Here is a 22,866-nt window from a genome sequence, read left to right as displayed (position 1 = left end):
TCTCAAAGAACAACCACACACCGATCAAAGCACCACACTCAGTGGAACCCATCTCGGGGCTTTCCGTACCGCGTCCCCGCCGCTCTCGCGCCGGGCACTTTTACTACGTTACCTCACCGTCTTCGCCGTGTCAAACCGTGTGTCCCGGTCTGTCATGCTTCGTACGGGTCAGCGCCGGCGCACTCACGCAGCAGCGAACCGCTGCGTCAGGTCGTCGGATTCGGCAGACCGGCCGCTGCGGTTTCCCGCAGTCTCGCCCGGTTCCCTGCCGGTCGTGAACCTTACCCGGTCGGCTTCGCCGCACCAAATCCGCCTCGCGGCCGATCCGGCAAGCCCCGCCCGGACCGCGTCCGGCAGGAGCGAACCCCTGCTTGACCCGGTTGCCATCCCGTTCCGGTGCTCTAGGACCTTCGTCCCGTTTGCCCCGTTCCGCGCTGGCAGAGAGAAAGTTACGCGTCTGCGGGTTTGATCGTCAAATCCGTGGGTAGCGGCGCGCGTCACACTCGCGTCGTCTGGCGGTTTTCCCAGGTCAGAGGCGTCCAGCAACAGCGGCGGAGTCGGCAGCTGCCAGCAGCACGCCGGTCGCCGTGCCTCGGACGACCTCTGATCCTCCGAAATGAGGGCGACGATCAGGGCGTCTGCTGCCGCCTGGCGGCGAGCCAGGCCCGCACGCCAAGGACGCCAGCGGTGGTGCCGATTGCCAGCGACGCGGCGATCAGGAGCGCGTGCACCCACAGAAAGCTGGTAGCTGCGCCCTCGGCCACCGTGCTGGACTGCCAGGACCGCGGGTCCTGCCAGATGGCCACCGCGAACCTGGGCCAGATCACCCAGGTCCAGACGCCGACTCCGACCAGGAAGAGGCTCCACCCTCGCGACAGCACCATGGCAGCCGAGTATGCCAGCGCACCTGCTCAGCGGGCCGGCGACGCGAACGCACTGCCACACCTGGACAGGAGCGCCGACGTACGGAGTGCTGGCCGGCGGTTACACGCAGGCCACACCGTCCGTCACCCCGCGAGTAATCTGAGGCCGTGGTCCGGACGGGCAACTGCACCTCCGTGGCTGTCGGCCTGGTCGACGGCCTCTTCCTCGGTGCCGTGCCCCCGATCCCGACCAACTCCGGCGATGGCCGTGAGCAACTTCTGAACGTCCTCCGTGCCGGTGGTCTGCGGTTCCGCGCCGGCGCGCGATGGCGGACGGCTCGCTGAGTCGATCCCGCTGACCGAGCAGGGCTGAGCCCTTCTTGGCGCGCGCCCACGCATGACCCACCTTCGGATAACGAGAGGCACCACCATGTCCGTCGCACGAATGCTCACCGGCGACCGGCCCACCGGCCGCCTGCATCTCGGCCACTACGTCGGCAGCATCGCCAACCGGGTACGGCTGCACCGGCGTTACGAGAGCTTCTTCATCATCGCCGACCTGCACATGCTCACCACTCGCAACCGCCGCGAGGACATCGACCAGGTTTCCGGGAACGCCCGCGAGATGGTGACCGACATCCTCGCCGCCGGGGTCGACCCGGATCGGGCCACTTTCTACCTCCAGTCGGCCATCGGAGAGGTTGGTGATCTCAACACCCTCCTGCAGAACCTGGTGACCGTTCCCCGGTTGGAACGGGTGCCCTCACTCAAGGACATGGCCCGCGACGCCGGCAAGGAGGAGATGCCGTACGGGCTGCTGGGTTATCCGGTGCTCCAGGCCGCGGACATCCTCTGTGTCAAGGGGGAGGTGGTTCCGGTCGGGCGGGACAACGCCGCACACGTCGAGGTGACCAGGGAGATCGCCCGACGCTTCAACCACCTGTACGGCCCGGTCTTCCCGGTGCCAGAGCTGATTTCGGCGGACACGCCGAGCCTGGTGGGCACCGACGGCGCGGCCAAGATGAGCAAGAGCCGGGGCAACACCATCGCGCTCTCCGACGACGCGGCGACGGTGCGTCGCAAGGTGCTCGGCATGTACACCGACCCGAACCGGGTGCGGGCCGACGTGCCCGGCACGGTGGAGGGCAACCCCGTGTTCGCGTACCACGAGATCTTCAATCCGGACCGCGACGAGGTCGCCGACCTGGCCCGGCGTTACCGGGCCGGGCGGGTGGGTGACGTGGAGGTCAAGGAACGGTTGGTCGTCGCGCTGGAGGGATTCCTGGCGCCGATCCGGCAGCGTCGGGCCGAGATCGAAGCTGACCGGGGTCTGGTCGACCGGCTGATCGTCGAGGGCACGGAACGGACCCGCGAGGAGGTACGCCAGACCGTGCTCGAGGTGCGCCGGGCGATGGGGCTGACCGGCGCGTACCAGCAGGTGCGGCGGCGGGCTGAGCGCAGCCGACGCCGGACGGACGCGGCGACCTGACGCCGGACGGCGCTGAGCGAGGAGACCGGACGAAGCGCCGAGCGAAATGGCGCAGAATGCCAGGATGAGGAGGATCTCTGATATTCGTCCGGTGCCTACGGCAGTGACGCACCGGACCACGATGTTCGAGATCTTCTTCGACCTGGTCTTCGTCTTCGCACTCACCCGGGTCATCACGTTCATGGCGGGGTCGCCGGGCGCGCTCACCCTGGCCCAGGGGCTGCTCCTGCTGCTTCTGCTGCTCTACTCCTGGTCGCCGTACATCTGGGTGGGAAACCTGGTCCGGCCGGACGTCGGCCCGGTCCGCGCCGCCACCCTGGTCGCGATGGCGGCGATCTTCGTGGCCGCGCTGGTGTTGCCGGACGCGTGGCAGCAGAGCCCGGAGCTGTTCGACGCGCCGCTGACTCTCGCGCTGGCCTACGTGGTCGGCCGGGCCGTGCAGCTGGTGATTCTGTTCTGGGCGAGCGCGACCAACCCTCCGCTGCGCTCGACGTTGCGGTTCTTCGCCGTGCCGGTCGTGCTGGGCTGGGTCCCGCTGATCATCGGCGCCGTCCTCGGTGGTGCAGCCCAGACCGCGCTCTGGACGGTCGCGTTCCTGCTGGACATCGGCGGCGCCCGGATCGCTTCCACCTTCCGGCCGTGGCAACTGCGCAGCGTGGACCACTTCGCCGAGCGATTCGGTCTGGTGCTCATCATCGCGCTCGGGGAATCCCTGATCTCTGCCGGAGCAGGCCCGAGGGCGATGGCGCCGGTCGGCTCTGCCCTGCTGGCCGCGCTGCTCGGCCTCACCAGCACGGTGTGCCTGTGGTGGCTCTACTTCGATCGGCTGGCGCCCACAGCCCGAGAGGCCATCAGCAACGTGCCGGTTGAGCGACGGGCCAAGGTGGCCGGCGACGCGTACAGCCTCGGGCACTCCACGCTGATCATCGGCGCGATCTACGTGGCGCTGGGCATCGAGGAGGTGATCGCCCACCTCACCGAGGGGGCGGCGCATTCCGACCGGCTGGGCTGGGAGGCCGCGACAGCGCTCTACGGCGGCACCGCCCTCTACCTGCTCAGCAGGTTGGTCTTCCGGCGGTTGACCGTCGGCACGGTGGTTCCGACGCAGGTCGTCGCCGCGTTGCTGCCGCTGCCCCTGCTGGCGATCGGCCGATCCCTGCCGCCACTGGCCGCGCTCACCCTGCTGACGGCCTTCCTGATCGGCGTGACCTGGCTCGAGCGACGGATGGACCGACGCGACGAACGAGCCGACCCTGCGCGGCCGCGCCTGCGGTGAGCGGAGCCGGGGCAGGAAATCCGGCCGGGCCGTGTCGATATCCGTGGCCCACGTTCGTCGTCATGCTGTACGGCGACACCGCCGCACCGAGAGGAGCCGAAACGTGAAGTACATGCTGCTGTTCATGAGTCCCATGGTCGACGGAGAGGTCGTCGACAACGGGTGCAGCTTCGAGGACTGGATCCGCTACGACCGGGAGATGAAGGACGCCGGCGTCTGGGTCTCCGGGCATCCGCTACAGGACCTGACCACCTGTACGACAGTGCAGGTGAGCCCCGACGGCGAGCGCACGATCACCGACGGGCCGTTCGCCGAGACCCGTGAGCTGCTCGGTGGGTACGACGTCATCGACGTGCCGGACCTCGACGCCGCGCTGGAGTGGGCCGCCCGCAGTCCCGGGGCCACCGGCCCCGGATCGGTCCAGGTCCGTCCGATCGCCGAGATCGACGTGCAGGTCTGACCGTGCCGGGTGAGAGGGCAGCCGTCGGGTCATCGGTGGAGGCCGTGTTCCGGGAGGAACGCGGCCGACTGCTCGCCTCGCTCGTGCGCCGCTTCGGCGACCTCGACCTGGCCGAGGAGGTCGCCTCCGAGGCCATCGAGGCGGCGCTGACCCACTGGCCGACCGACGGCGTCCCGAGCCGGCCGGGCGCCTGGTTGCTCACCACGGCCCGGCGTCGAGCTGTGGACCGGCTGCGTCGCGACCGGGTGCTGGCGACCCGGCTCGCCGTCCTCCGGGCCGAGGCTGAGCGGGCTGATCACGCCCCGCCCGCCGACGCGGACCGTGACCTGCCCGACGACCGGCTGGCGCTCTTCTTCACCTGCGCGCACCCGGCTCTCGCCGGGCAGGACCGTGGAGCACTCACCCTGCGGTTCCTGGCCGGCCTCACCACGGCCGAGGTCGCGCGGGCCTTCCTGGTGCCGCCCGCAACCATGGCCCAGCGACTCGTCCGCGCCAAACGGAAGATCCGCGACGCACGCATCCCGTTCCGGGTGCCGAGCGACGACGAGCTGCCCGGTCGTCTGCCCACGGTGCTCCAGGCCGTCTACTCGATCTTCACCGAGGGGTACGCGGCCAGCTCCGGCCCGAATCTCCAACGGATCGACCTGGCCGAGGAGGCCATCCGGCTGGGCCGGATCCTGCGCCGGCTGCTGCCGGCCGAGCGGGAGGTCGCCGGGCTGCTCGGCCTGATGCTGCTGGTCCACGCCCGACGCGACGCGCGTACCGGGCCGGACGGCGCCATGATCCTTCTCGACGAGCAGGATCGGGGCCGCTGGGACCGCCCCATGATCGAGGAGGGGCGGGGCCTGGTGGTGGTCGCGCTGACCGGCCGAGCGCCCGGGGCGTACGGGGTGCAGGCCGCCATCGCCGCGCTGCACGACGAGGCCGCCGACGTCGCCAGTACCGACTGGCCGCAGGTGGTGGCGCTCTACGACGTGCTGCTCGCCCTGGTGCCCTCGCCGGTCGTCGCGCTGAACCGGGCCGCCGCTGTGGCCATGCGGGACGGCCCGGAGGCGGGGCTCGCGTTGCTCGACGAGTTGGCCGACGATCCGCGCCTGCGCGGCCACCATCCCTATCCGGCGGCGCGGGCGGACCTGCTGCGCCGGCTCGGCCGGTACGCCGAAGCCGCGACCGCCTACCGCGACGCGTTGGCGCTGGTCGGCACCGAACCGGAGCGCGCGTACCTGCTCAGCCAGCTGAGATCCGTCACGACCGAGTGAGCTGTACCCTTCCCCGGGTGAGTCTGCCGCTGCCTCCCGGGCCCTTCGCCGCGTACCTGTTCGACTGCGACGGCACCATCGTCGACTCGATGCCGCTGCACTACCTGGCCTGGCAGCGGGCTCTGCGGGAGTGGGGCTGCGAGTTCCCGGAGGATCTCTTCTACGCCTGGGGTGGGCGGCCCACCGCCGACATCATCGTCGCCCTGAACGAGCAGCAGGGCCTGTCCATGCCGGTGGCGGCCGTCGTCGAGCGCCGGGAGAGCTACTACCAGGAGTTGCTGCCGCAACTCGCCGCGGTGCCCGAGGTGCTGGCGCACATCCACGACGCGCACCGGCGGGTCCCGTTCGCCGTCGTCTCCGGCAGCACCCGCGCGTCGGTCACCGCCTCCCTGGGCACGTTGGGCCTGCTGGACCGGTTCGACGTCCTGGTCTGCGCCGACGACTACACCCGGGCCAAGCCCGACCCGGAGGCGTTCCTGCTCGCGGCGGAGCAGCTCGGCGTACCCCCGGAGTCCTGCCTGGTCTTCGAGGACACCGACCTGGGCATCCAGGCCGCGACGGCGGCCGGCATGGCATCGGTACGCGTGCCGCAGCAGCGCACGCCCTGAGGTCTCAGGCCACGGTCAGCAGGAGCTTGCCGGCGTAGGACGTCTTCAGGCGCTGGTGCGCGTCCCGCACCTTGCCCAGTGGGAACGTCTGCGCGACGTGCACCACGAACGGCCCCGCCTCGATGAGTTCGTTGAGGCGCTGCAACTGTCGGGGGTTCGATTCGCCGTCGTACGCGCGGACCGTGACGCCCGGCCGTTCCTGCGGCTCCGGTCGCACCCCGTGGGCGTACGCGACCACCCCACCATCGGCCAGCGCCTCGGTGAGGCGGTCCAGCGTCGCGCCGCCGGCCATCGCCAGGATGGCGTTCACCCCGCCCGGCGCCGCGTCCCGGATCCGGGCCAGCACCTCGGTCATGTCGCCGTGGCCGTCGAGGGACACGTCGGCACCGAGCCGGGTCACCAGCGCCACGCCGTCCGCTCCGGACGCCACGGCGATCACGTTCAGCCCCTGCCGCTTCGCCAACTGCACGGCCAGGTGGCCCTGACCGCCGCTCGCGCCGAAGATCAGCAGCCAGGCGCCGGCCGACAGGCTGACGGTGTCGAGCCCGGCGAGCGCGGTGAGCGCGTCGGTGGGCATGGCACCGGCGTGCTCGGCGGGCACACCATCGGGCACCTTCGCCGCGTACTCCGCCTTGACCGACGCGTACTCGGCGTAGAGGCCACCCTTCGGCCGGGTGGTGGCGGAGACGTAGACCAGGTCGTCCACCGCCAGGCTGGTCACCTTGCTGCCAACCGCGATGACGGTGCCGGCGCCGTCGGAGCCGGGCACGATCGGGAGGCCCGAGCCTTCCGGCACCAGCACACCCTCCCGCTCGTACGCGTCCCACACCCCGACGCCAGCGCTCCAGACCTTGATCAGCACCTCGTCGTCGGCGACCTGCGGGATCGGCAGCTTTCGCAGGGTGATCACCTCCGGCCCGCCGAACTCGTCGAAGGCCGCGGCCTGCATCCGCTCTGGCACATCCCCGTCACCCATGTGGATTCCCTCTCCGTGCCGGCGTCACCGTCGCAGCATGCCGGCTCGGCAACAGGCATGGCCCGGAGCTGAGGGCCGTTCACCCACAAGGGCGAACGCCATGCTCGCCGGGCGTAGCCGGGGCGGGCAGGGGAAGGCCCGGGTTCCGCGCCGGGCGGGTCGCGCTGGCCGCAGTACCGACGGAAGGGGCATCGTGCAGGCGCCGTCGACGCGGGCCACGGCCTGGCTCCTGGTGGCACTGGCCGCAGCCTCCGGCTGCCTCGACGTCATCTGCCTGACCAGGCTCAACGGCTACTTCGCCAGCGTGATCACCGGCAACCTGGTGCACTTCGGTCAGGCCCTCGCCACGGCCGAGACCCGCGCGCTCGCGGGGGCGGTGGTGGCGGTCGGCGGGTACGCGGTGGGGGTGGCCGCTGCCACGGTGCCGTTGCGCCACACCCCGCCGGGATGGAACCGCCGTACCGCGGTGGTGACCTCGGCCGAGGCGGTGTTGTTGCTCGGCTTCACGGCGGGCTGGTTGGCCTGCTCGGCGCGTCCCGGCTACGGATTCGGGCTCGTGCTGCTGGCGATGGCGGCCGTGTCGAGCGGCATCCAGAGCGTGATCACCGTGGCTGCCGGCATCCGGGGCGCGTCGACCACCTACCTGACCGGCTCGCTGACCGAGCTGGTCCGGCGTCGCATCCTCGACCCGCACCGGTTTGCCGACGTGGGGGGCGTCGGCCGGTTGGCGGGGCTGGTGGTGGGTGCCGCGCTCGGCACCGTGGTGCTGCGTACGGCCCCGACCTGGGCATCCGTGCCGGCGGCGGTGCTCGTGATCGCCGTGCTCGCGTTCGCGATCGGCCTCATCCGGCGCAGGATCCCCGTGCGCGGATGATGATCGCTGGGCGATAAGCGGCATTTGGTGGTTTTTATGTACTTAGGCTGGCGGTAACGATCTGACGAGAGGTGGCCCGGATGAACGGAGCGGAAGCACTCATGCGGACGCTGGCAGACGGCGGCGTCGAGGTCGTCTTCGCCAATGCGGGCACCACCGAGATGCACATGGTCGGAGCCATGGACGGCGTCCCGCAGCTTCGCGGGGTGCTGACGCTCTTCGAGGGCGTGGCGACCGGCGCGGCCGACGGTTACGCGCGCATCGCCGGCAAGCCCGCCGCGACGCTGCTGCACCTGGGACCGGGATTCGCCTACGGGTTGACGAACCTGCACAACAGCCGTCGGGCCAACTCGCCGGTGGTCAGCATCGTGGGCGACCACCCGACCTACCACAACGTCTACGACTCGCCCCTGACCTCTGACATCGCCGCCCTCGGCAGTTGGCTACGCGGCTCGGTCCGCCGCCCCGAGAACGCCGCGGGCACGGGGACCGACGCCGCCGCCACCCTGGCCGCGGCCGTGGAACCACCCGGGCAGGTCGCCACCGTGATCGTGCCGGCGGACGCCTCGTGGGACGACGGCGGAGTGGTCGGCACGCCCGCCGCCCGTAAGCCTCCGCCGCCGGTGACCCAGGACGTGATCGCGCGGATCGCGGACGTGCTTCGCAGTGGCGAACCGACCGCCCTGGTCATCGGCGGTCCGGCGGTCCGCGAGGCGGGCCTCTGCGCGGCGAGCCGCATCGGTGCCGCCACCGGCGCGCGGGTGTTGCAGGAGCTCTACTCCAACCGGCTCGAGCATGGCGCCGGCCTGCCCACCTTCCCTCGGCTGAGCTTCTTCCCCGACCAGACGGTCAAACAGTTGGCCGGGGTGAAGCACGTCATCACCGCCGGTGCCAAGGAACCCGTCGCCTTCTTCGCCTACCCCGACGTGCCAAGCTGCCTCGTCCCGGAGAGCGCCCAGTCACACGCGCTCGCCGAGGCCGGCCAGGACGCCGTCGCCGCGCTCGAGCAACTCGCCGACCTGCTGGCGCCCGACACCGCTCCCGACGTCACCAAACCCCACCGGCCGACGATGCCGAGCGGGCCGCTCACCCTCAAGAGCTGGACCGAGGTCGTCGGCGCGCTGCTGCCCGAACGGGCGATCGTCGTCGACGAGACCGTCAGCTCCGGCACCGCCCTGGCCGCGGCCACCGAGGGCGCTCCCCGACACGACGTTCTCATGCAGTGCGGCGGCGCGATGGGCGACGGTCTGCCGCTGGCCGTCGGCGCCGCCATCGCCGCCCCCGACCGGCCGGTGGTGGCGTTGGTGGCCGACGGGTGCGCCATGTACACAGTCACCGCCCTCTGGACCCAGGCCCGCGAGCGACTGAACGTCACCAACGTGATCCTCAACAACCACGCGTACGCGATCCTCCGGGCGGAGTGGGGTTACTTCACAGTGCGCCCCGGCCCTGGCAAGGCTGATGACAACCCGTTGTTCGACCTGGCCAACCCGGCGGTCGACTACGTGAGGCTGGCGGAGGGACTCGGCATCACCGCCAGTCGCGCGACGACCGCCGAGGAACTCGCCGAGCAGTTCTCCCGGGCCATCGCCGAGCCGGGACCACACCTCATCCAGGCGGTGATCCCGGCGGTCGGCTGAGTGATCAGGAGGTCTGCGGCTCCGGGCCACGAAGCGCCTGCTCAACGGCGTCGCGTACGCGGGCGTCCTCGCGTGCCTTGCTCAGCGTCTGGTTGCGGCGCCGGTACAGGTACGTCCCGACGAGCACGGCGATCAGCACGACGAGCACCAGCACCAGCATCCAGGGCAGGGCCCAGCCGTGCGCGGTGGCCTGGACCGGCTTGAGCGAGGTGGTGGAGCCCGAGGCGTCGGTGAGCAGGGGCATCAGGGTCGCGGTCGCGGCCAGCGAGATGGTGGGAGCCACCCCGTGTACGGGCACCGTCATGTCCCAGCTCTCACCCGGAAGCAGCTCGGGCAGCGCGGCGATGTCCTCGGCCCGTACCTTCAGCAGGCCGAACGGGCCCGCGACGTTCATCGTCTGCTGGCCGGAAAGGGCCGCGTTGCCGACGTTGTGGACCTTGAAGGTGACGGTGGCGTCACCCTTGCTGAACGGGTTGGTCGGCCCGGCGTACGTCACGTGCAGGTTCTCGATCGCGAGGTTCGGCTTCAGCTCGCCGCCGACCCGCAACTTGATCCGGATGCCGAGGCGCCGGTCGACGTTGATCCCCTCAGCCTGGTCGGCCTGGGTCAGTGTGGTGAGGATGCCGCCGACGTAGTCACCGGGCGTGGCGTTCCCGGGAACGCTGACCTTGAACGGGACCTGGGCCGTCTTTCCGGGCTGGATCACGACGCTGCCGGCGTTCGGCTTCACCCAGGCGCCGATCGCGGTGGACTTCTTGTCCTTGGTGAGCAGGTCGAGTTGGCCGGCGTCGGTGGTGAAGCCGTCGGCGGCGTACACGGAGAGGCTCAGCGGCGCCGGGCCGCGGTTGGCCACGACCATGGCGTCCTCGACGGCCCCACCGGGGTTGACGTTGTAGCTGTAGCTGGACCGGGCCTCGCCGTAACCGTTGGAGGCCGTCCGCACCGTCCAGGCGACGTTACCGTCCGCCGCATGGGCGGGACCGGTGCCGACACCGACGGCCGCGACGACGGCGAGCAGGGACAGTGCGGTCGTACGGAGGAGTGCGGCGGGCGTGGTCTTCCAGCGCGTTACGGACGGGTACATGTCGGTTCCTTGAGGTGATCTTGGAAGGGGGCAAATGGGTGGCGGGGTAGGCACCCGAAGGTGCCTACCCCGCCCGATGGAACTGGTCGGTCAGCTGCTCAGCGCGGTGATCGTGAGGGTGGTGCGGTAGCTACCCTTCGCGATGCTGTCCGGGATCTTCAGATCCAGGTCGGCGCCGAGCTTCGCGCCGCCACGCGGGTGACCCTGCGCGGCCGCGGCGAGGCCGCTGGAGACCGAGAGGCCCTTGCCCTGGTCGTCGTAGGACGACAGGACCGGGGCACCGGCCTCGGCGCCCGCGCCGGCGTCGAGCACGTACGGGTTCCAGCCCAGGTAGGAGCCCGAGAAGGTCTTCTCGGCGTCGGTGAAGTCACCGACGTTGGCCGAGATCGACCACGGGGCGAGCGAGCGGCGGCTGTCCGACACGAGGATCGGGTTGATCTTGCCGTTCGCCTGGAAGTAGGTGCCGTTGCGCTCCTGCGCGGTACCCAGGTCCACCAGGCCGTTGTAGCCGTCGATCGTCCAACCGAACTCGCCCGGGGCCGGGTTCGGCACGTTCACCTGGATGGACTGGCCGTCAGCGTTGAACGGGTGGATCGTCGTGTTGTCCACGATCGAGCCGACCGGCTGTCCCTCGGCGGTGTTGCTGCAGGAGACGCCCTTCTCGACGGCCGCGTTCGGCGCCGCACAGGTGCCACTGCGGATGTTCTGGAGCACCAGCTTGTCGGCCTTGACCTGCACCTTGACGTAGCTGCGGACGTGCTCCTGGTTCTGCGCGGAGTTGAACCAGTAGTTGCTCGGGTTCAGCGGGTCCGGGCCGAGCCCTTCGACGCCGGTGCCGGAGCCGTCCGGCTTCTTGATGTCGTAGTACTTCGAGCCGGAGGCCGAGTTGGCGGTCACGTAGATGACGCCACCCGGACCGGGGAACACGTCGGCCGCACCCGGCTGCTCGGCCGGGTTCTCCTTCTGACCGTTCTTGATGGAGTAACTGCGGGTGTAGACGTGGTCGTGACCCTGCAGCACCATGTCGATGCCGAGGTCGGAGAAAGCGGTCGTGAAGTCCTTCCGGCGGTTCTTGTTGTCCGCGTCGGTGGAGTGGCTCGCCGCCGAGTAGATGGCGTGGTGGTAGACCAGCACCTTCCACTTCGCCTCGGAACCGTGCTTCTTGACCACGTCGGAGACGTACGCGACGTGCGCCGCGTCGCCGCCGAGCGAACCGTCGGTCGGGTTGACGTAGCTGTTGCTGTTCAGGTCGATGAACAGCACGTCCTTGTAGATGTACCAGAAGTCTCCGCCGGAGCGGGTCGACTGGTCCCCGTTGTAGTACTGGGCCGAGCGATCCGTGTTCGGGGTGAAGTGGTGCTGCTCCCAGGACTTACCGCCGACATCGTGGTTACCGATGGTGGCGGCCGTCGGGTACTGCCGCAGCTGGTCCGGGGCGAGGTACGCGTCCCACTGAGCCTCGTTGTTCGCGGACTCGACGTGGTCGCCGCCGGAGACCAGCAGTTCGGCGTTCGGGTTCGCCGCGGTGGAGACCTTCAGGGTCTCCGCCCACCCGGCCTGGTCCTTCGCGACATCACCGGAGGCACCGATCTGCGGGTCGCCGAAGAACAGGAAGTCGAAGTCACCCTCGAAGTCCCGCGTCTTGAAGGCGTACGCCGGGGACCAGCTGCCTTCGGCACCGACCCGGTACGAGTACGCCGTGTTCTCACGCAGGTTGCTGATCGTGGCGTGCCGGTTGAACCCGGTGGTGGAGGTGTTCGCCGCACCGACGGCGTCGAAGCTGATCGCGCTGGCCGGGAACTCGCCGTTGACGATCTCGGCGGTCGGGGCGAGCTGGATCTTCTGCGCGGTGTCTGCGGAGGAGTACCAGGTCACGATGCGCTGGGTCTCGTTGGCGCCGACGCCGAGGACCACACCGGTGATGGTGGTGGACTCGGCCGCGCTCGCGGTGGCCATCAGGCCACTACCGAGGGCCGCGCCCATTCCCAGGAAGCCGGCTGCGACCCCGGCGACCAGGCGACGCCGCACGAGCGCGGAGGCCCGTGCCGAGGTGCTCAATGTCATCGACATTGTTCCCTTTTCAAATAGAGAAGTGGATTGTGCCTTCACCCGACGCCGGGGAAGCAATTCCACGCTTTCGCTGCCCGGTGAACCGATCATGAACGTGATCTTGCGAGAAACTGCACTTCGCAAACTACTTAGCCCTACTCATGATCCAGAAACGCGCTGCACAAACCAGATCAACCCCATAATGGACACGCCTGCAGAAACGGCCCCGGTCGCCCAGAGGCCAACTTTCGGCGCACGGCGGCGGAGCACGAACAGCAGCGGGAAGACGACAGCGATAATCGTCAACTGAACGACCTCGATGCCGACGTTGAACACCAGCAGAGACCACAACAGGGTCCAGGACCACGCCTCATTGATGCCCAGTGCGCCCGCGAAGCCCAGGCCGTGCACGAGACCGAAGCAGAACACCACACCGAGGCGGATCCAACCGGCCCGATCCAGGCTGAAGTGCCCGCGCCCGGCCGTCTCCAGATCGGCCGCGTGCGCACCGCGCCGCCAGATCCCCCACAGGTGCCAGCCGGCGACGACGGCGATCGACAGCGCGATGACCGGCTCCACGATCGCCCCCGGCACCTCGACCAGGCCGAGCGCGGCGAGCATGAACGTCACCGAGTGCGCCAGGGTGAAGCTGGTCGCCGCGAGCACGATCTCCCGGAGCCGCCGCGACCCGGCGATGAGCGCCAGCAGGAACAGGATGTGGTCGATCCCGCCCAACAGATGCTCGGCGCCCAGGAGGAAGAACTCACCGAACCGCTCGTACCAGGCCTGCGCTGTCGAGAAGGACGGGTTGGCGGCGTCGAGCGCCGCGCTGCCCGAACGGCCGTCGATCTCGTAGGTGACGATCGTCTTCGTACCCTTGACGTAGCCCTCGCCGTCCGGGAAGAGGCCACTGCGCACCACGTGCTCGTCGACCCGCTCGGGGCAGGTCCAGTCGAACTGCAGGTCCGCGTACGGCACGCCCTCGCGGTCGCCGATCGTCGCGTCGCCCACCTGCGTCGGCTGACAGGCCGCACCCTTGGAGCTCACCGAGAACCGGTCGGAGACGTACCTGAGGACCGTCGACGCGTGACTCTTCAGAGCGGCGGCCTGGGCGGCGGTGTCGCCCGCCTCGAACGCGGCGGTTCCCGCCTGAAAGAGCGGGTCGTCGTCACCGGTATCCGCGGCGGAAACGACGAGGAGGTCGTATTCGAGCTCCAGCACCGTCCGAATGTGACCCTCGTCTCCCGCATCAATTTTCGCGTACACGGTCGACGAGAAGCCGTGCGCGGACGCCGGCTCGGCGGCCAGAAACGGAACCACCGCTGCGGCGAAACCGACAGCGGCGACGATAACGGTACGGCGGATGCGGCCTGACATTCGACTCCCTCGGTTGGCCAGTGCACGTTGCATGCCGCGGGTTAACACCAACCCCCGCACCGACGAACCGCCGGCAAACAAAGTCCCCGAACGGCCTTCCACCGATTGCCGGTGGCCAGAATTGAGATAGGAATACGAAGAAGTACGCGCACATTCCGCCACCACCCGGAGGACGATCACCTTGCGCCCCCCGCTTCGGGCCGTTGCCCTGCTGGCCGCGACCGCCGCACTGGTCACCGCCTGCAACTCCAGCGACGACTGGTCCGAGCCACGTCCGACGCCCAGCGCCATCGGCGTCCTCGGCCCGGGGTTCGTCGACCCGTCCGCGAAGCCCGCGCCGGAGGCGACCATCACCCCGAAGCCCGGCTCGTGGGCCAATGTCCACCCGCCGAAGGACTACCGGGTGGTCCTGTTGACCAGCGGTTCGGACAAGCCGACCACGTCGCTCGTGACAGCGGTCAAGGAGTGGGCCGACGACGAACACGTCGACCTGAGGACGATCGCCGTCGGCGACGCGCACAGCACCGTTCCCAGCATCGCGAAGGCGATGGAGATGGGTCCGGACCTCATCGTCAGCGCCGGCAACGACCTCATCGACGCGCTCGCGTTGGTCACCCCGAACCACCTGGACGAGAAGTTCCTCGTGGTCGGCGCGGAGCTGGCCGAGCCCACCCACAACGTCACAGCGGTCGACTGGGACGGCGCGTCGTTCCGTGGTGAGGGGCTCGGCATGTCCTCGACGTACGACCCGAACTCGTTCACCCCGGACCGCTGCGCGGCGGCCATTCGGGCCGGCGTGGCCGCCGTGCTCAACGACCTGACCGGGATCGTGGTCTGGCTCTGACGATCCGGGCCGCAGTGTCGAGGCCGCCTACCTTGGCCCGCGATCCAGAAACTCGTACGTGGTGGTGAGCCCCTCGGGCAGGTCGGGGACCAGGGCGTTGGTGCCGTCGACCACCTGCACGTAACGCTTCCCCTGGAAGATCGAGTAGCTGCCGTCCGGAACCTGATCGATCCGGAAGAGCTGCGTAGAGGCGGCGGCATCACACGCCCGGCCGCGTACGCTGCCCGGCGCGGTGTCGTGCACGACGGTCATGCAGACCGCGTTGGCACCGGACGCCAGGAGGATCCGGTACCTGTCGCCCTCGGGGCGCAGCACCCACAGCGCCCGGTCGTCGATGCCCTGTTCGGTGGTGGCCCGCACCTGGTCGCCGTCGCGGTCGATCGCCAGGGTGGCCCCGCTCATGCCGGGCAGCACGATCTGGACCTGCCGCCGACCGGCGAGGATGTCCTGCGGTCCCGCCGAAGCGGTCGCGGACGGAACCACGGGCGGTGCGACCTGGCTGGCCGGGCCGACGCCAGGTGTCTCGACGGCGCTCCGCGCCTGCACCAGAGTGGCGCCGGCGGCGATGGCCACCACGGCCAGCCCTGCCGCGCCGACGGCCGCCCGACGCCGCCGACGCCGGTCGCTGCGGCGGCGCAACGTCTCTGCCCCCGGCAGCGTGACGACTCGCCGGACCTCGTCCACGATCGCGGTCAGATCGTCGCGCAGATCAGCCATGGGAGGTCTCCTCCTGATGCGCATCGGTCAGCAACCCGGCCATCGCTCTCCGACCACGGGCGAGGTACGTCTTCACGGTTCCGACGGGGGCCTGCATCTCGGCTGCCACCTCCGCGACGCTGAGATCGTTGAGGTGGTGCAGCACGACGGCCCGCCGCTCGTTGGCGCTGAGCCGTTGCAGCGCCTGCAGCAGCGCGACATGGTCCTCGTTCAGCGCGGGCACGCCCTGGTCGACGGCGGCCCGGCGATGTGCGCGTACCCGGTTGAACGCCTTGCGCCAGCTGCTCACCGCGATGCGGGAGGCGACCCGGCGGACCCACGCCTCCGGACTGTCCGTCTCCCGCACCGTCCGCCATCGCTGCCACGCTCGCATGAACGCCTCGGCGACGGCGTCCTCGGCCTCGGCGCGGTTGCCGGTGAGCGCGTACACGTGACCCACCACCCGACCGGCGCAGGCCGCGTAGAGGGCGTCGAACTCTTCGGCATCACGCATCGGACCGGTGCCCTCCAACGCCTCGTCCCCTGGTCACCGCCGCATGGAACTCGCCCGGGTGGACCGGTCGCGTCGGCGCGGGGCGAGATTGTGGCCCCCGTCACACCGGAGTGATCAACCTAACGACCTGGCCAGGCGTCATCGTGCCGACCCGGGAGACGCCCGTGGCGGAGAGGACGATGTGCGACGACGGCAACGACGCGCCCTGACAGCCGGCATACTCGCGACCGCGCTGGTTGCGGCGGGCCTGGCCGCCCAACCGGCGAACGCGCAGGAGAAGCCGGCGGCCACCGTCCCCGGCACCGCCGGAAGCTTCACCCTGATCACCGGGGACCGCGTGTCGCTGGACGCGGCGGGTCGCCCGCAGATCCAGCGAGGGCCGGGGCGGGCCGCCATGCGGTTCGTGAGCAGCCGGGAGGACGGTCACCAGTACGTCATCCCGGTGGACGCGATGCCGCTGGTGCGGGACGGGCGGCTCGACCGCCGCCTGTTCGACCTCACCACGCTAGGCGAGTTCGGCTACGACGACCGGGCGGCGGAGTTGCCGCTGCTGGTCGCGTACCCCGAGAACATGGCGGCGCGGGCGCGGACCGCGACCACCGGGGGTGCCGGGCTGGTGCGGGCCGACCTGCCGGCCGCCCACGCGCTCGCGGTCCGGGCGGACCGGGACGACCGGGTGACGCTCTGGACGTCGCTCACCCGCGGTACGGCGTCCGCGCGCACCCTCACCGACGGGGTCACCCACATCTGGCTGGACGGCAAGCGCACGGTCTCCCTCGACCACAGCGTGGCGCAGATCGGTGCCCCGGCGGCGTGGCAGGCCGGTTTCGACGGCACAGGTGTCACCGTCGGCGTGCTGGACACCGGGATCGACGCCAGCCACCCCGACTTCGCCGGACGGCTCGCCGAGGTCCGGGACTTCACCGGCGGCGGCGACCCCAGCGACTCGGTCGGCCACGGCACCCACGTGGCGTCGACGATCGTCGGCAGCGGCGCGGCCTCCGGCGGCAGGTACCGCGGGGTCGCGCCGGGGGCGAAACTGCTCGTCGGCAAGGTCTGCGCCACCACCGAATGCCAGGACTCGGACATCATCACCGGCATGCAGTGGCTCGCGCCGCAGACCCGGGTGGTCAACGTGAGCTTGGGCGGCGACGACGCGCCCGGACTCGACCCGCTGGAGACCGCGGTCCAGGAGTTGAGCCACCAGTACGGCACCCTCTTCGTGATCGCGGCCGGCAACGAGGGGAAGCCGAAGTCGGTCTCCTCGCCGGCCTCCGCCGACGACGCTCTCGCCGTCGCCGCGGTCGACGCCGACGACCAGCGGGCCTACTTCTCCAGCCGGGGCCCTCGCATCGGCGACAACCACATCAAACCCGAGATCAGCGCGCCGGGCGTCGACATCGTGGCCGCCGCTCCAGGCGGCGACTACGCCCCCATGTCGGGTACGTCGATGGCGACTCCGCACGTGGCCGGCACCGCCGCGATCCTCGTCGGTCAGCACCCGGACTGGACCGGGCCGCAGCTCAAGGCCGCCCTGATGGGCTCGGCCAAGCCGACCGGCGCGGACACCATCTACGAGCAGGGCGCCGGCCGGGTCGACATCGCCCGCGCGGTCGCCCAGCCGGTCGCCGCCGACGTGGCCGCCATCGACTTTCCGGTGCAGCGCTGGCCACACGCCGACGACACCCCGTTCACCCAGGTCGTCGGCTACCGCAACACGGGCACCGCGCCGGTCACCCTGACGCTGGCCATCGCTCCGGCCCCGGCCGGCATGCTCACCGTCAGCCCGGCCACGCTTGTGGTGCCGGCCGGTGGCCGCGCCGAGGCGACGATCACGGTGGACACCAGGGTGGACGCCCCGGACGGCGTCTATCAGGGGGCGCTGACCGCGACCGGTGCCGGCGATCTGCGGGTACGGACGCCGTTCGCGCTGAACCGTGAGATCGAGAGCTACGACGTACGGCTGCCCCACACCGGCCGCGACGGTAAGCCGGCCACCGAGTACACCACCGTGGCGGCGAACCTGACCACCGGCGAGTTCTCCACCCTCGCCGCGACGCCGGGCGGCGGTGTCCTGCGCCTGCCCAAGGGCCGCTACGCGTTGTACAGCACCATCCACGAGGGGAACGTGTCGACCCTGCTCGCACAGCCGGTCCTGGACGTCCGTGGCCCGGTCACCGAGGCGATCGACGCCCGCAGCGCCAAGCCGGTCGCGGTGACCGTGCCGCAGCGCGACGCCACGCCGATCTCGATCAACGTCAGCGCCAACTGGAACGACGGGCTGCGCTACCCGGGCGTCCAACTCAGCGGAGCGTCGGTCGCGGGGGTCTTCTTCGGCCGGATCGGGCCCGCCGTCACGGCACCCGAGTTCACCGCGACGCTGGGCGTCGGGCTCGCGCGACCGGGCAAGGACGGCACCTTCCGGAACAGCCCCTTCACCTACGACCTGGCGTACGTCGGCAAGGGCGACATGTTCACCGGGCTGACCCGGAAGCTGTCGCCGAAGAACCTCGCCACCGTCCAAGCGACCTACCGCAGCCAGTCCACCACGACGACGGCCACCCGGTTCCACCGCGCGTCGGCGCCCGGCGGCTCCGGCCCGATCGGGTCGAACACGCCGATCGACCTGCCGTTCAAGGGCACCGAGTACTACAACACCGACGGCGGCATCGTCTGGACGTCCACGTTCGTCGAGGGCGACAACCTGACGACGCAGGATTCGACCTTCACGTCGGGTCGTACGTACCGCCAGACCTGGAACGCGGCACCCTTCGGGCCCAGCGTGACCCAGGCGCCGCCCCTGTCACCACTGGGGTACGCGGGCCGCGACGGCGACACCATCTCGATCGCGTCGGTGCCCCTCTTCGGCGACGCGACCGGTCGCCCGGCGAGCCGTGACGATCAGCCGGTGCGGTTCCGGCTGCTGCGCGACGGTAAGGAGATCGGCACCTCGGACAGCCCGTGGGCCGAGTTCGCGGTGCCCGCCGGGAAGGCCACCTACCGTCTGGAGGCGACCGCCACCCGAGGCGCACCGGACACCCTGTCGACGTCGGTCTCGGTGGCCTGGACCTTCACCTCGGCGCACACGACATCGCCGCAGCGGTTGCCCCTGACGACGGCCCGCCCGACGCCGGTGCTCGACGACACCAACACGGCCCGCAAGGGCCGGACCATGCCGGTCCCGGTGGCGCTGGACCGGCAGGCCGGCTCGAAGGCCGCGCCCAACCGCACGCTCAGCGTGTCCGCGTCGTTCGACGACGGCAGGACGTGGGTCGTGGTGCCGGTGCACCGGAACGTGGCTCTGGTCAGTCATCCGCGACGGGCCGGGTTCGTCTCGCTGCGACTGACCGCCACCGACACCGCCGGCAACACGGTCACGCAGACGATCCAGCGGGCCTACCGGATCGCCTGACGTACCACCCGGTCCGGGGCGGCGGCCGCTGAAGCCGCCGCCCCGGACCGGTCCTCAGCGCCCCAGCGCCTCAGCGCCTCAGCGCCTCAGGCGGTGAGGGCACCGTCGATGGCGATGGACGCGCCGCTGATGAAGGTGGCCTCGTCGCTGAGCAGGAACGCGGTGAGCGCGGCGACCTCGTCGGAGGTGCCGGCACGCCCGGTCGGCTGCGCCGACAGGTAGCGTTCGGCGACCTCCGGGGCCTGGCTGACCACGTTCTGCCAGAGCGGGGTGTCGATCAGGCCGGTGACCAGGGCGTTGACCCGCACACCGGAGCGCGCCACGTCGTGGGCCGCCGAGCGCGTCAGACCGATGACCCCGTGCTTCGCCGCGTTGTAGGCCGCCTGGGTCGCGTCACCCTTCACGCCGGAGACGGAAGCGTTGTTGACGATCGCGCCACCGCCGGAGGCGATGATCGCCGGAAGCTCGTACTTGAGGCCGTAGAAGACGCTGGTCAGGTTGAGGGCCAGCGACCGGTGCCAGTTGTCACTGTCGGTCTCCCGCACGCTGGCCATCGGGCCACCGCCCGCGTTGTTGAACGCGCCGTCCAGCCGCCCGTACTCGGTCACCGCGGCGTCGACGAGCCGCGCCACCTCTTCCTCGACAGTGACGTCGGTGGGCACGAAGAGCGCGGTGCCGCCCGTCTTCCTGATCTGCGCGGCGATCTCCTCGCCCCGGTCCTTGTCCCGGGCGCCGATGACCACGCGGGCCCCTTCCGTGGCCGCCCGCTGGGCGAACGCCAGGCCCATGCCCTGCGTGCCGCCGGTCACGACCAGCACCTTTGATTCCAACCGTCCAGACATCTCGACTCACATCCATCTCGACTGATCAGCCGCCGCGGAGCGCGGGGCGCGAGACGGAACGCTAACCTTTTCTGGAACGATCGACAAAGTAACGGCACTCACAACGAGTGCGACAGGCGCTGCAAGCGCACTTGCTGAGCGGGACATCGGCGTCGGAAGCACCCAATTGCGTCGAGAGTGCCGCCGTGCAGGCGCTGTAACCGCAGGCACATTCTGTGGTGGTCGTTCCACAACGTCGTTAGCGTTGGCCGAGTCGCAGCAATCCACGCAAATAGCCCTTAAGGAACAGTCATGCCCAGAGGTCGAACCGCCCCGGAGTCCCAGCGGTGGAAGGCCCTGTTGTTCATCTCCATCGCTCAACTGATGGTGGTGCTCGACGGCGCAGTCATGAACATCGCGCTCCCCTCGGCGCAACAGTCATTGCACTTCACGGACGGGAGCAGGCAGTGGGTGGTGACCGCGTACGGTCTGGCCTTCGGCGGCCTGCTGCTGGTCGGCGGCCGGGTCGGTGACATGGTCGGGCGCAAGCGCACCTTCCTGATCGCGCTGGCCGGCTTCGCGGTCGCCTCGGCGATCGGCGGCCTGGCCGTCAACGCCGCGATGCTGCTGCTCGCACGGGCGCTACAGGGTGTGTTCGCAGCCCTGCTCGCGCCGGCCGCCCTCTCGTTGCTCTCCCTGTCCTTCACGCAGCCGAGGGACCGCGCGAAGGCGTTCGGCGTGTTCAGCGCGGTCTCAATTGCTGGCGGTGCTGTCGGCCTGATCGTCGGAGGGCTGCTCACCCAGTACCTGAACTGGCGCTTCGCGATGTTCGTCCTCGTACCGATCGCGGTCATCGGGATCCTTGGCGCCAGCCGCACTGTCCACGACGACGGCGAGCGGCACCGCGCCCGACTCGACCTTCCCGGCGTCCTGCTGGCCAGCTCCGGGCTCGTCGGCCTGGTCTACGGGTTCAGCGTCGCTGAGAGCCACGGATGGTCAGCGGGCGTCACCATCGGATCTTTCGCCGCCGGGGTGTTGCTGCTGGTGACCTTCGTCGTGGTGCAGGCGCGGGTCACATCCCCACTGCTGCCACTGCGCGTCCTGACCGAACGCAACCGGGCCGCCGCGTACCTCTCGGTCGGCCTTGCGATCGTCAGCATGTTCGGGATGTTCCTCCTGCTCAGTTACTACTTCCAGCAGGTCAAGGGATGGTCGCCGGTGATGGCCGGTCTGGCGTTCATGCCGATGGCCGTGCCGCAGGCAATCGGGGCCACGCAGATCGGCGCACGACTCGCGCACCGGATCGCCCCCCGACCGATCATGGTCGCGGGGTACCTCGTCACCGCTGTCGGTCTGGTGCTGCTCGCGCTACTCGACGCGGACAGCGGCTTCCCGCAGATCGCGTTCGCCGAGGCCGTGATCGGGATCGGCATCGGCACCGCCTTCATGCCCGCGATGAGCATCTCCACCCACGGCGTCGAACCCAAGGACGCCGGTGTCGCCTCCGCGATGATCAGTTCGTCGCAACAGGTCGGCGGATCGATCGGCACCGCGTTGCTCAACACCATCGCGACCAGTTCGGCCGCCACCTACCTGCTCTCGCACGGTGGCCCGGCGGCACAGGCCCAGGAACGGAACGAGGCGCTGATGCACGGCTACTCGGTCGCGTACTGGCTCGCCGTCGGATTTGTGGTCGCGGCCGCCCTCGTCTCCGTGACCATGGTGAACGCCGGCGCTCCGAAGCACGTTCCGGCTCCGGCGGACGCCCTCGGGGACGTCGCGCCGGTGCCCGTGCACTGATCGCCGTCGGCCCTGTCTAATGGGGCTCGGTGACCGAGGACACGGTGCGTCGACTCCGTCGAGAGGGTGGAATCAGAGGTGTGGAGCAGAGAAGGCACCGGCGGGTGACGTGGTGAGGTCCACTCTTTCGCCCCACGATCGGGGTCCGTCCAGCGCTGACCTGGCGCCCAAGCCGAACGAAACGGTTCGGGTGCCGGCCGGCCATCGGCAGCGCTGGGCGGTGGAGACCATGGCGGTGGCGCCCGACGACCGGGTGCTGGAGATCGGGTGCGGGCGGGGAGCGGCCGTCTCCCTGGTCGCCGGCCAACTCGAGACCGGCCGGATCGTCGCCATCGACCGCGCCGCGTCGATGGTGCGGCTGGCGACCAAGCGGAACCTGAGCCACATCGACGCCGGCAGAGCCGAGATCCGATGTGTCGGGTTCGAGTCCGCCGATCTTCCGACCGGGCACTTCACCAAGATCTTCGCGGTGAACGTCAGCCTCTTCTGGTTGGGCGACGCGGCGCAGCAGATTGCTCGGATGCGAAGCCTGCTGGCGCCGAGAGGACGGCTCTACGTCTTCGGCGAGCGACCCACCGCCGCACACGCCACCGCGAACCTCACCGCGACCGAACTACTGCTCGGAACCCACGGTTTCGCCACCACCACATCGAGCACCACCCGTGGTCAGGGCCAGGTGCTGACCTGTGTGACCGGCACACCTGTGGAATGAGTTCGGGCCTGACCACACCGGCAACGTGAGCCGGGCGGGCTCGGCGTGATGCCGAGCCCGCCCGTTTCGTCGAGCGTGATCACCTCATGTCAGCGCTGCAGAGTCAGCAGAC

At 70.1% G+C, this 22,866-nt stretch carries 20 protein-coding genes; 12 read left to right on the top strand and 8 right to left on the bottom strand.

Annotated features, from left to right (window positions below; all coding sequences use genetic code 11):
- Positions 1-629: 629 nt before the first annotated feature.
- Complete coding sequence (locus tag V6U86_RS32845) at positions 630-884, bottom strand: SCO4848 family membrane protein (RefSeq protein ID WP_334510347.1); 255 nt, start codon at positions 882-884, stop codon at positions 630-632.
- A gap of 147 nt (positions 885-1,031) precedes the next feature.
- Between V6U86_RS32845 and V6U86_RS32840 the strand changes: the two genes are divergently transcribed.
- The 6 genes from V6U86_RS32840 to V6U86_RS32815 all read left to right on the top strand — a co-directional run bounded on the left by V6U86_RS32840 (position 1,032) and on the right by V6U86_RS32815 (position 5,955).
- The gene (locus tag V6U86_RS32840; protein ID WP_334510345.1) at positions 1,032-1,208 is read left to right on the top strand and encodes a hypothetical protein; all 177 of its coding nucleotides are present in this window, start codon (positions 1,032-1,034) and stop codon (positions 1,206-1,208) included.
- Positions 1,209-1,293: 85 nt separating this feature from the next.
- Positions 1,294-2,352 (top strand): tryptophan--tRNA ligase, encoded by a 1,059-nt coding sequence (trpS, locus tag V6U86_RS32835; RefSeq protein WP_334510342.1) that lies wholly within the window; start codon positions 1,294-1,296, stop codon positions 2,350-2,352.
- Positions 2,353-2,443: 91 nt separating this feature from the next.
- The gene (locus tag V6U86_RS32830) at positions 2,444-3,628 is read left to right on the top strand and encodes a low temperature requirement protein A (RefSeq protein WP_334510340.1); all 1,185 of its coding nucleotides are present in this window, start codon (positions 2,444-2,446) and stop codon (positions 3,626-3,628) included.
- Positions 3,629-3,740: 112 nt separating this feature from the next.
- Positions 3,741-4,088, top strand: coding sequence for a YciI family protein (locus tag V6U86_RS32825; RefSeq protein ID WP_334510349.1), 348 nt, complete (start codon positions 3,741-3,743; stop codon positions 4,086-4,088).
- Between the two features lie 35 nt (positions 4,089-4,123).
- Positions 4,124-5,347, top strand: a complete 1,224-nt coding sequence (locus V6U86_RS32820) for an RNA polymerase sigma factor (protein WP_334510337.1) — start codon at positions 4,124-4,126, stop codon at positions 5,345-5,347.
- Between the two features lie 17 nt (positions 5,348-5,364).
- The gene (locus V6U86_RS32815; RefSeq protein WP_334510334.1) at positions 5,365-5,955 is read left to right on the top strand and encodes an HAD family hydrolase; all 591 of its coding nucleotides are present in this window, start codon (positions 5,365-5,367) and stop codon (positions 5,953-5,955) included.
- Positions 5,956-5,959: 4 nt separating this feature from the next.
- Here the strand turns inward: V6U86_RS32815 and V6U86_RS32810 are convergent, their stop codons facing one another.
- Positions 5,960-6,931, bottom strand: a complete 972-nt coding sequence (locus V6U86_RS32810) for an NADP-dependent oxidoreductase (RefSeq protein ID WP_334510331.1) — start codon at positions 6,929-6,931, stop codon at positions 5,960-5,962.
- A 193-nt stretch (positions 6,932-7,124) separates the two neighbouring features.
- Between V6U86_RS32810 and V6U86_RS32805 the strand changes: the two genes are divergently transcribed.
- Positions 7,125-7,805, top strand: coding sequence for a YoaK family protein (locus V6U86_RS32805; RefSeq protein ID WP_334510328.1), 681 nt, complete (start codon positions 7,125-7,127; stop codon positions 7,803-7,805).
- An 80-nt stretch (positions 7,806-7,885) separates the two neighbouring features.
- Positions 7,886-9,445, top strand: coding sequence for an acetolactate synthase large subunit (locus tag V6U86_RS32800; protein WP_334510326.1), 1,560 nt, complete (start codon positions 7,886-7,888; stop codon positions 9,443-9,445).
- Positions 9,446-9,449: 4 nt separating this feature from the next.
- On the opposite strand, the gene V6U86_RS32795 is transcribed toward V6U86_RS32800, so the two are convergent.
- From V6U86_RS32795 to V6U86_RS32785, 3 genes are all read right to left on the bottom strand, one after another.
- Positions 9,450-10,529 (bottom strand): WxL protein peptidoglycan domain-containing protein, encoded by a 1,080-nt coding sequence (locus tag V6U86_RS32795; RefSeq protein ID WP_334510324.1) that lies wholly within the window; start codon positions 10,527-10,529, stop codon positions 9,450-9,452.
- 90 nt (positions 10,530-10,619) lie between these two features.
- Positions 10,620-12,593 (bottom strand): metallophosphoesterase family protein, encoded by a 1,974-nt coding sequence (locus V6U86_RS32790; RefSeq protein WP_334510322.1) that lies wholly within the window; start codon positions 12,591-12,593, stop codon positions 10,620-10,622.
- A gap of 144 nt (positions 12,594-12,737) precedes the next feature.
- Positions 12,738-14,135, bottom strand: a complete 1,398-nt coding sequence (locus V6U86_RS32785; protein WP_334510320.1) for a HupE/UreJ family protein — start codon at positions 14,133-14,135, stop codon at positions 12,738-12,740.
- A 1-nt stretch (position 14,136) separates the two neighbouring features.
- Here V6U86_RS32785 and V6U86_RS32780 point away from each other — a divergent pair, with 1 nt between their 5' ends.
- The gene (locus V6U86_RS32780; protein WP_334510318.1) at positions 14,137-14,799 is read left to right on the top strand and encodes a hypothetical protein; all 663 of its coding nucleotides are present in this window, start codon (positions 14,137-14,139) and stop codon (positions 14,797-14,799) included.
- A 27-nt stretch (positions 14,800-14,826) separates the two neighbouring features.
- Here the strand turns inward: V6U86_RS32780 and V6U86_RS32775 are convergent, their stop codons facing one another.
- Positions 14,827-15,516, bottom strand: a complete 690-nt coding sequence (locus V6U86_RS32775) for an RICIN domain-containing protein (RefSeq protein ID WP_334510316.1) — start codon at positions 15,514-15,516, stop codon at positions 14,827-14,829.
- Positions 15,509-16,009 (bottom strand): sigma-70 family RNA polymerase sigma factor, encoded by a 501-nt coding sequence (locus V6U86_RS32770; RefSeq protein WP_334510314.1) that lies wholly within the window; start codon positions 16,007-16,009, stop codon positions 15,509-15,511. The genes V6U86_RS32775 and V6U86_RS32770 overlap by 8 nt, the downstream gene beginning before the upstream one ends.
- A gap of 181 nt (positions 16,010-16,190) precedes the next feature.
- Between V6U86_RS32770 and V6U86_RS32765 the strand changes: the two genes are divergently transcribed.
- Positions 16,191-19,421, top strand: coding sequence for a S8 family peptidase (locus V6U86_RS32765; protein ID WP_334510312.1), 3,231 nt, complete (start codon positions 16,191-16,193; stop codon positions 19,419-19,421).
- An 86-nt stretch (positions 19,422-19,507) separates the two neighbouring features.
- Here V6U86_RS32765 and V6U86_RS32760 read toward each other — a convergent pair whose 3' ends face one another.
- Entirely contained in the window at positions 19,508-20,230 is a 723-nt protein-coding gene (locus tag V6U86_RS32760; RefSeq protein WP_334510310.1) for an SDR family NAD(P)-dependent oxidoreductase, read from the bottom strand.
- Positions 20,231-20,554: 324 nt separating this feature from the next.
- Here V6U86_RS32760 and V6U86_RS32755 point away from each other — a divergent pair, with 324 nt between their 5' ends.
- Together V6U86_RS32755 and V6U86_RS32750 are read left to right on the top strand one after the other, a co-directional pair.
- The gene (locus V6U86_RS32755; protein WP_334510307.1) at positions 20,555-22,042 is read left to right on the top strand and encodes an MFS transporter; all 1,488 of its coding nucleotides are present in this window, start codon (positions 20,555-20,557) and stop codon (positions 22,040-22,042) included.
- A 190-nt stretch (positions 22,043-22,232) separates the two neighbouring features.
- The gene (locus V6U86_RS32750; RefSeq protein ID WP_334510305.1) at positions 22,233-22,754 is read left to right on the top strand and encodes a class I SAM-dependent methyltransferase; all 522 of its coding nucleotides are present in this window, start codon (positions 22,233-22,235) and stop codon (positions 22,752-22,754) included.
- Positions 22,755-22,866 lie beyond the last annotated feature (112 nt).

Source organism: Micromonospora sp. CPCC 205558, assembly GCF_036902955.1.
Taxonomy (GTDB): domain Bacteria; phylum Actinomycetota; class Actinomycetes; order Mycobacteriales; family Micromonosporaceae; genus Micromonospora.
The sequence above is the reverse complement of the archived record's forward strand: the minus strand, read 5'-3'. Positions and strand labels throughout refer to the sequence as shown.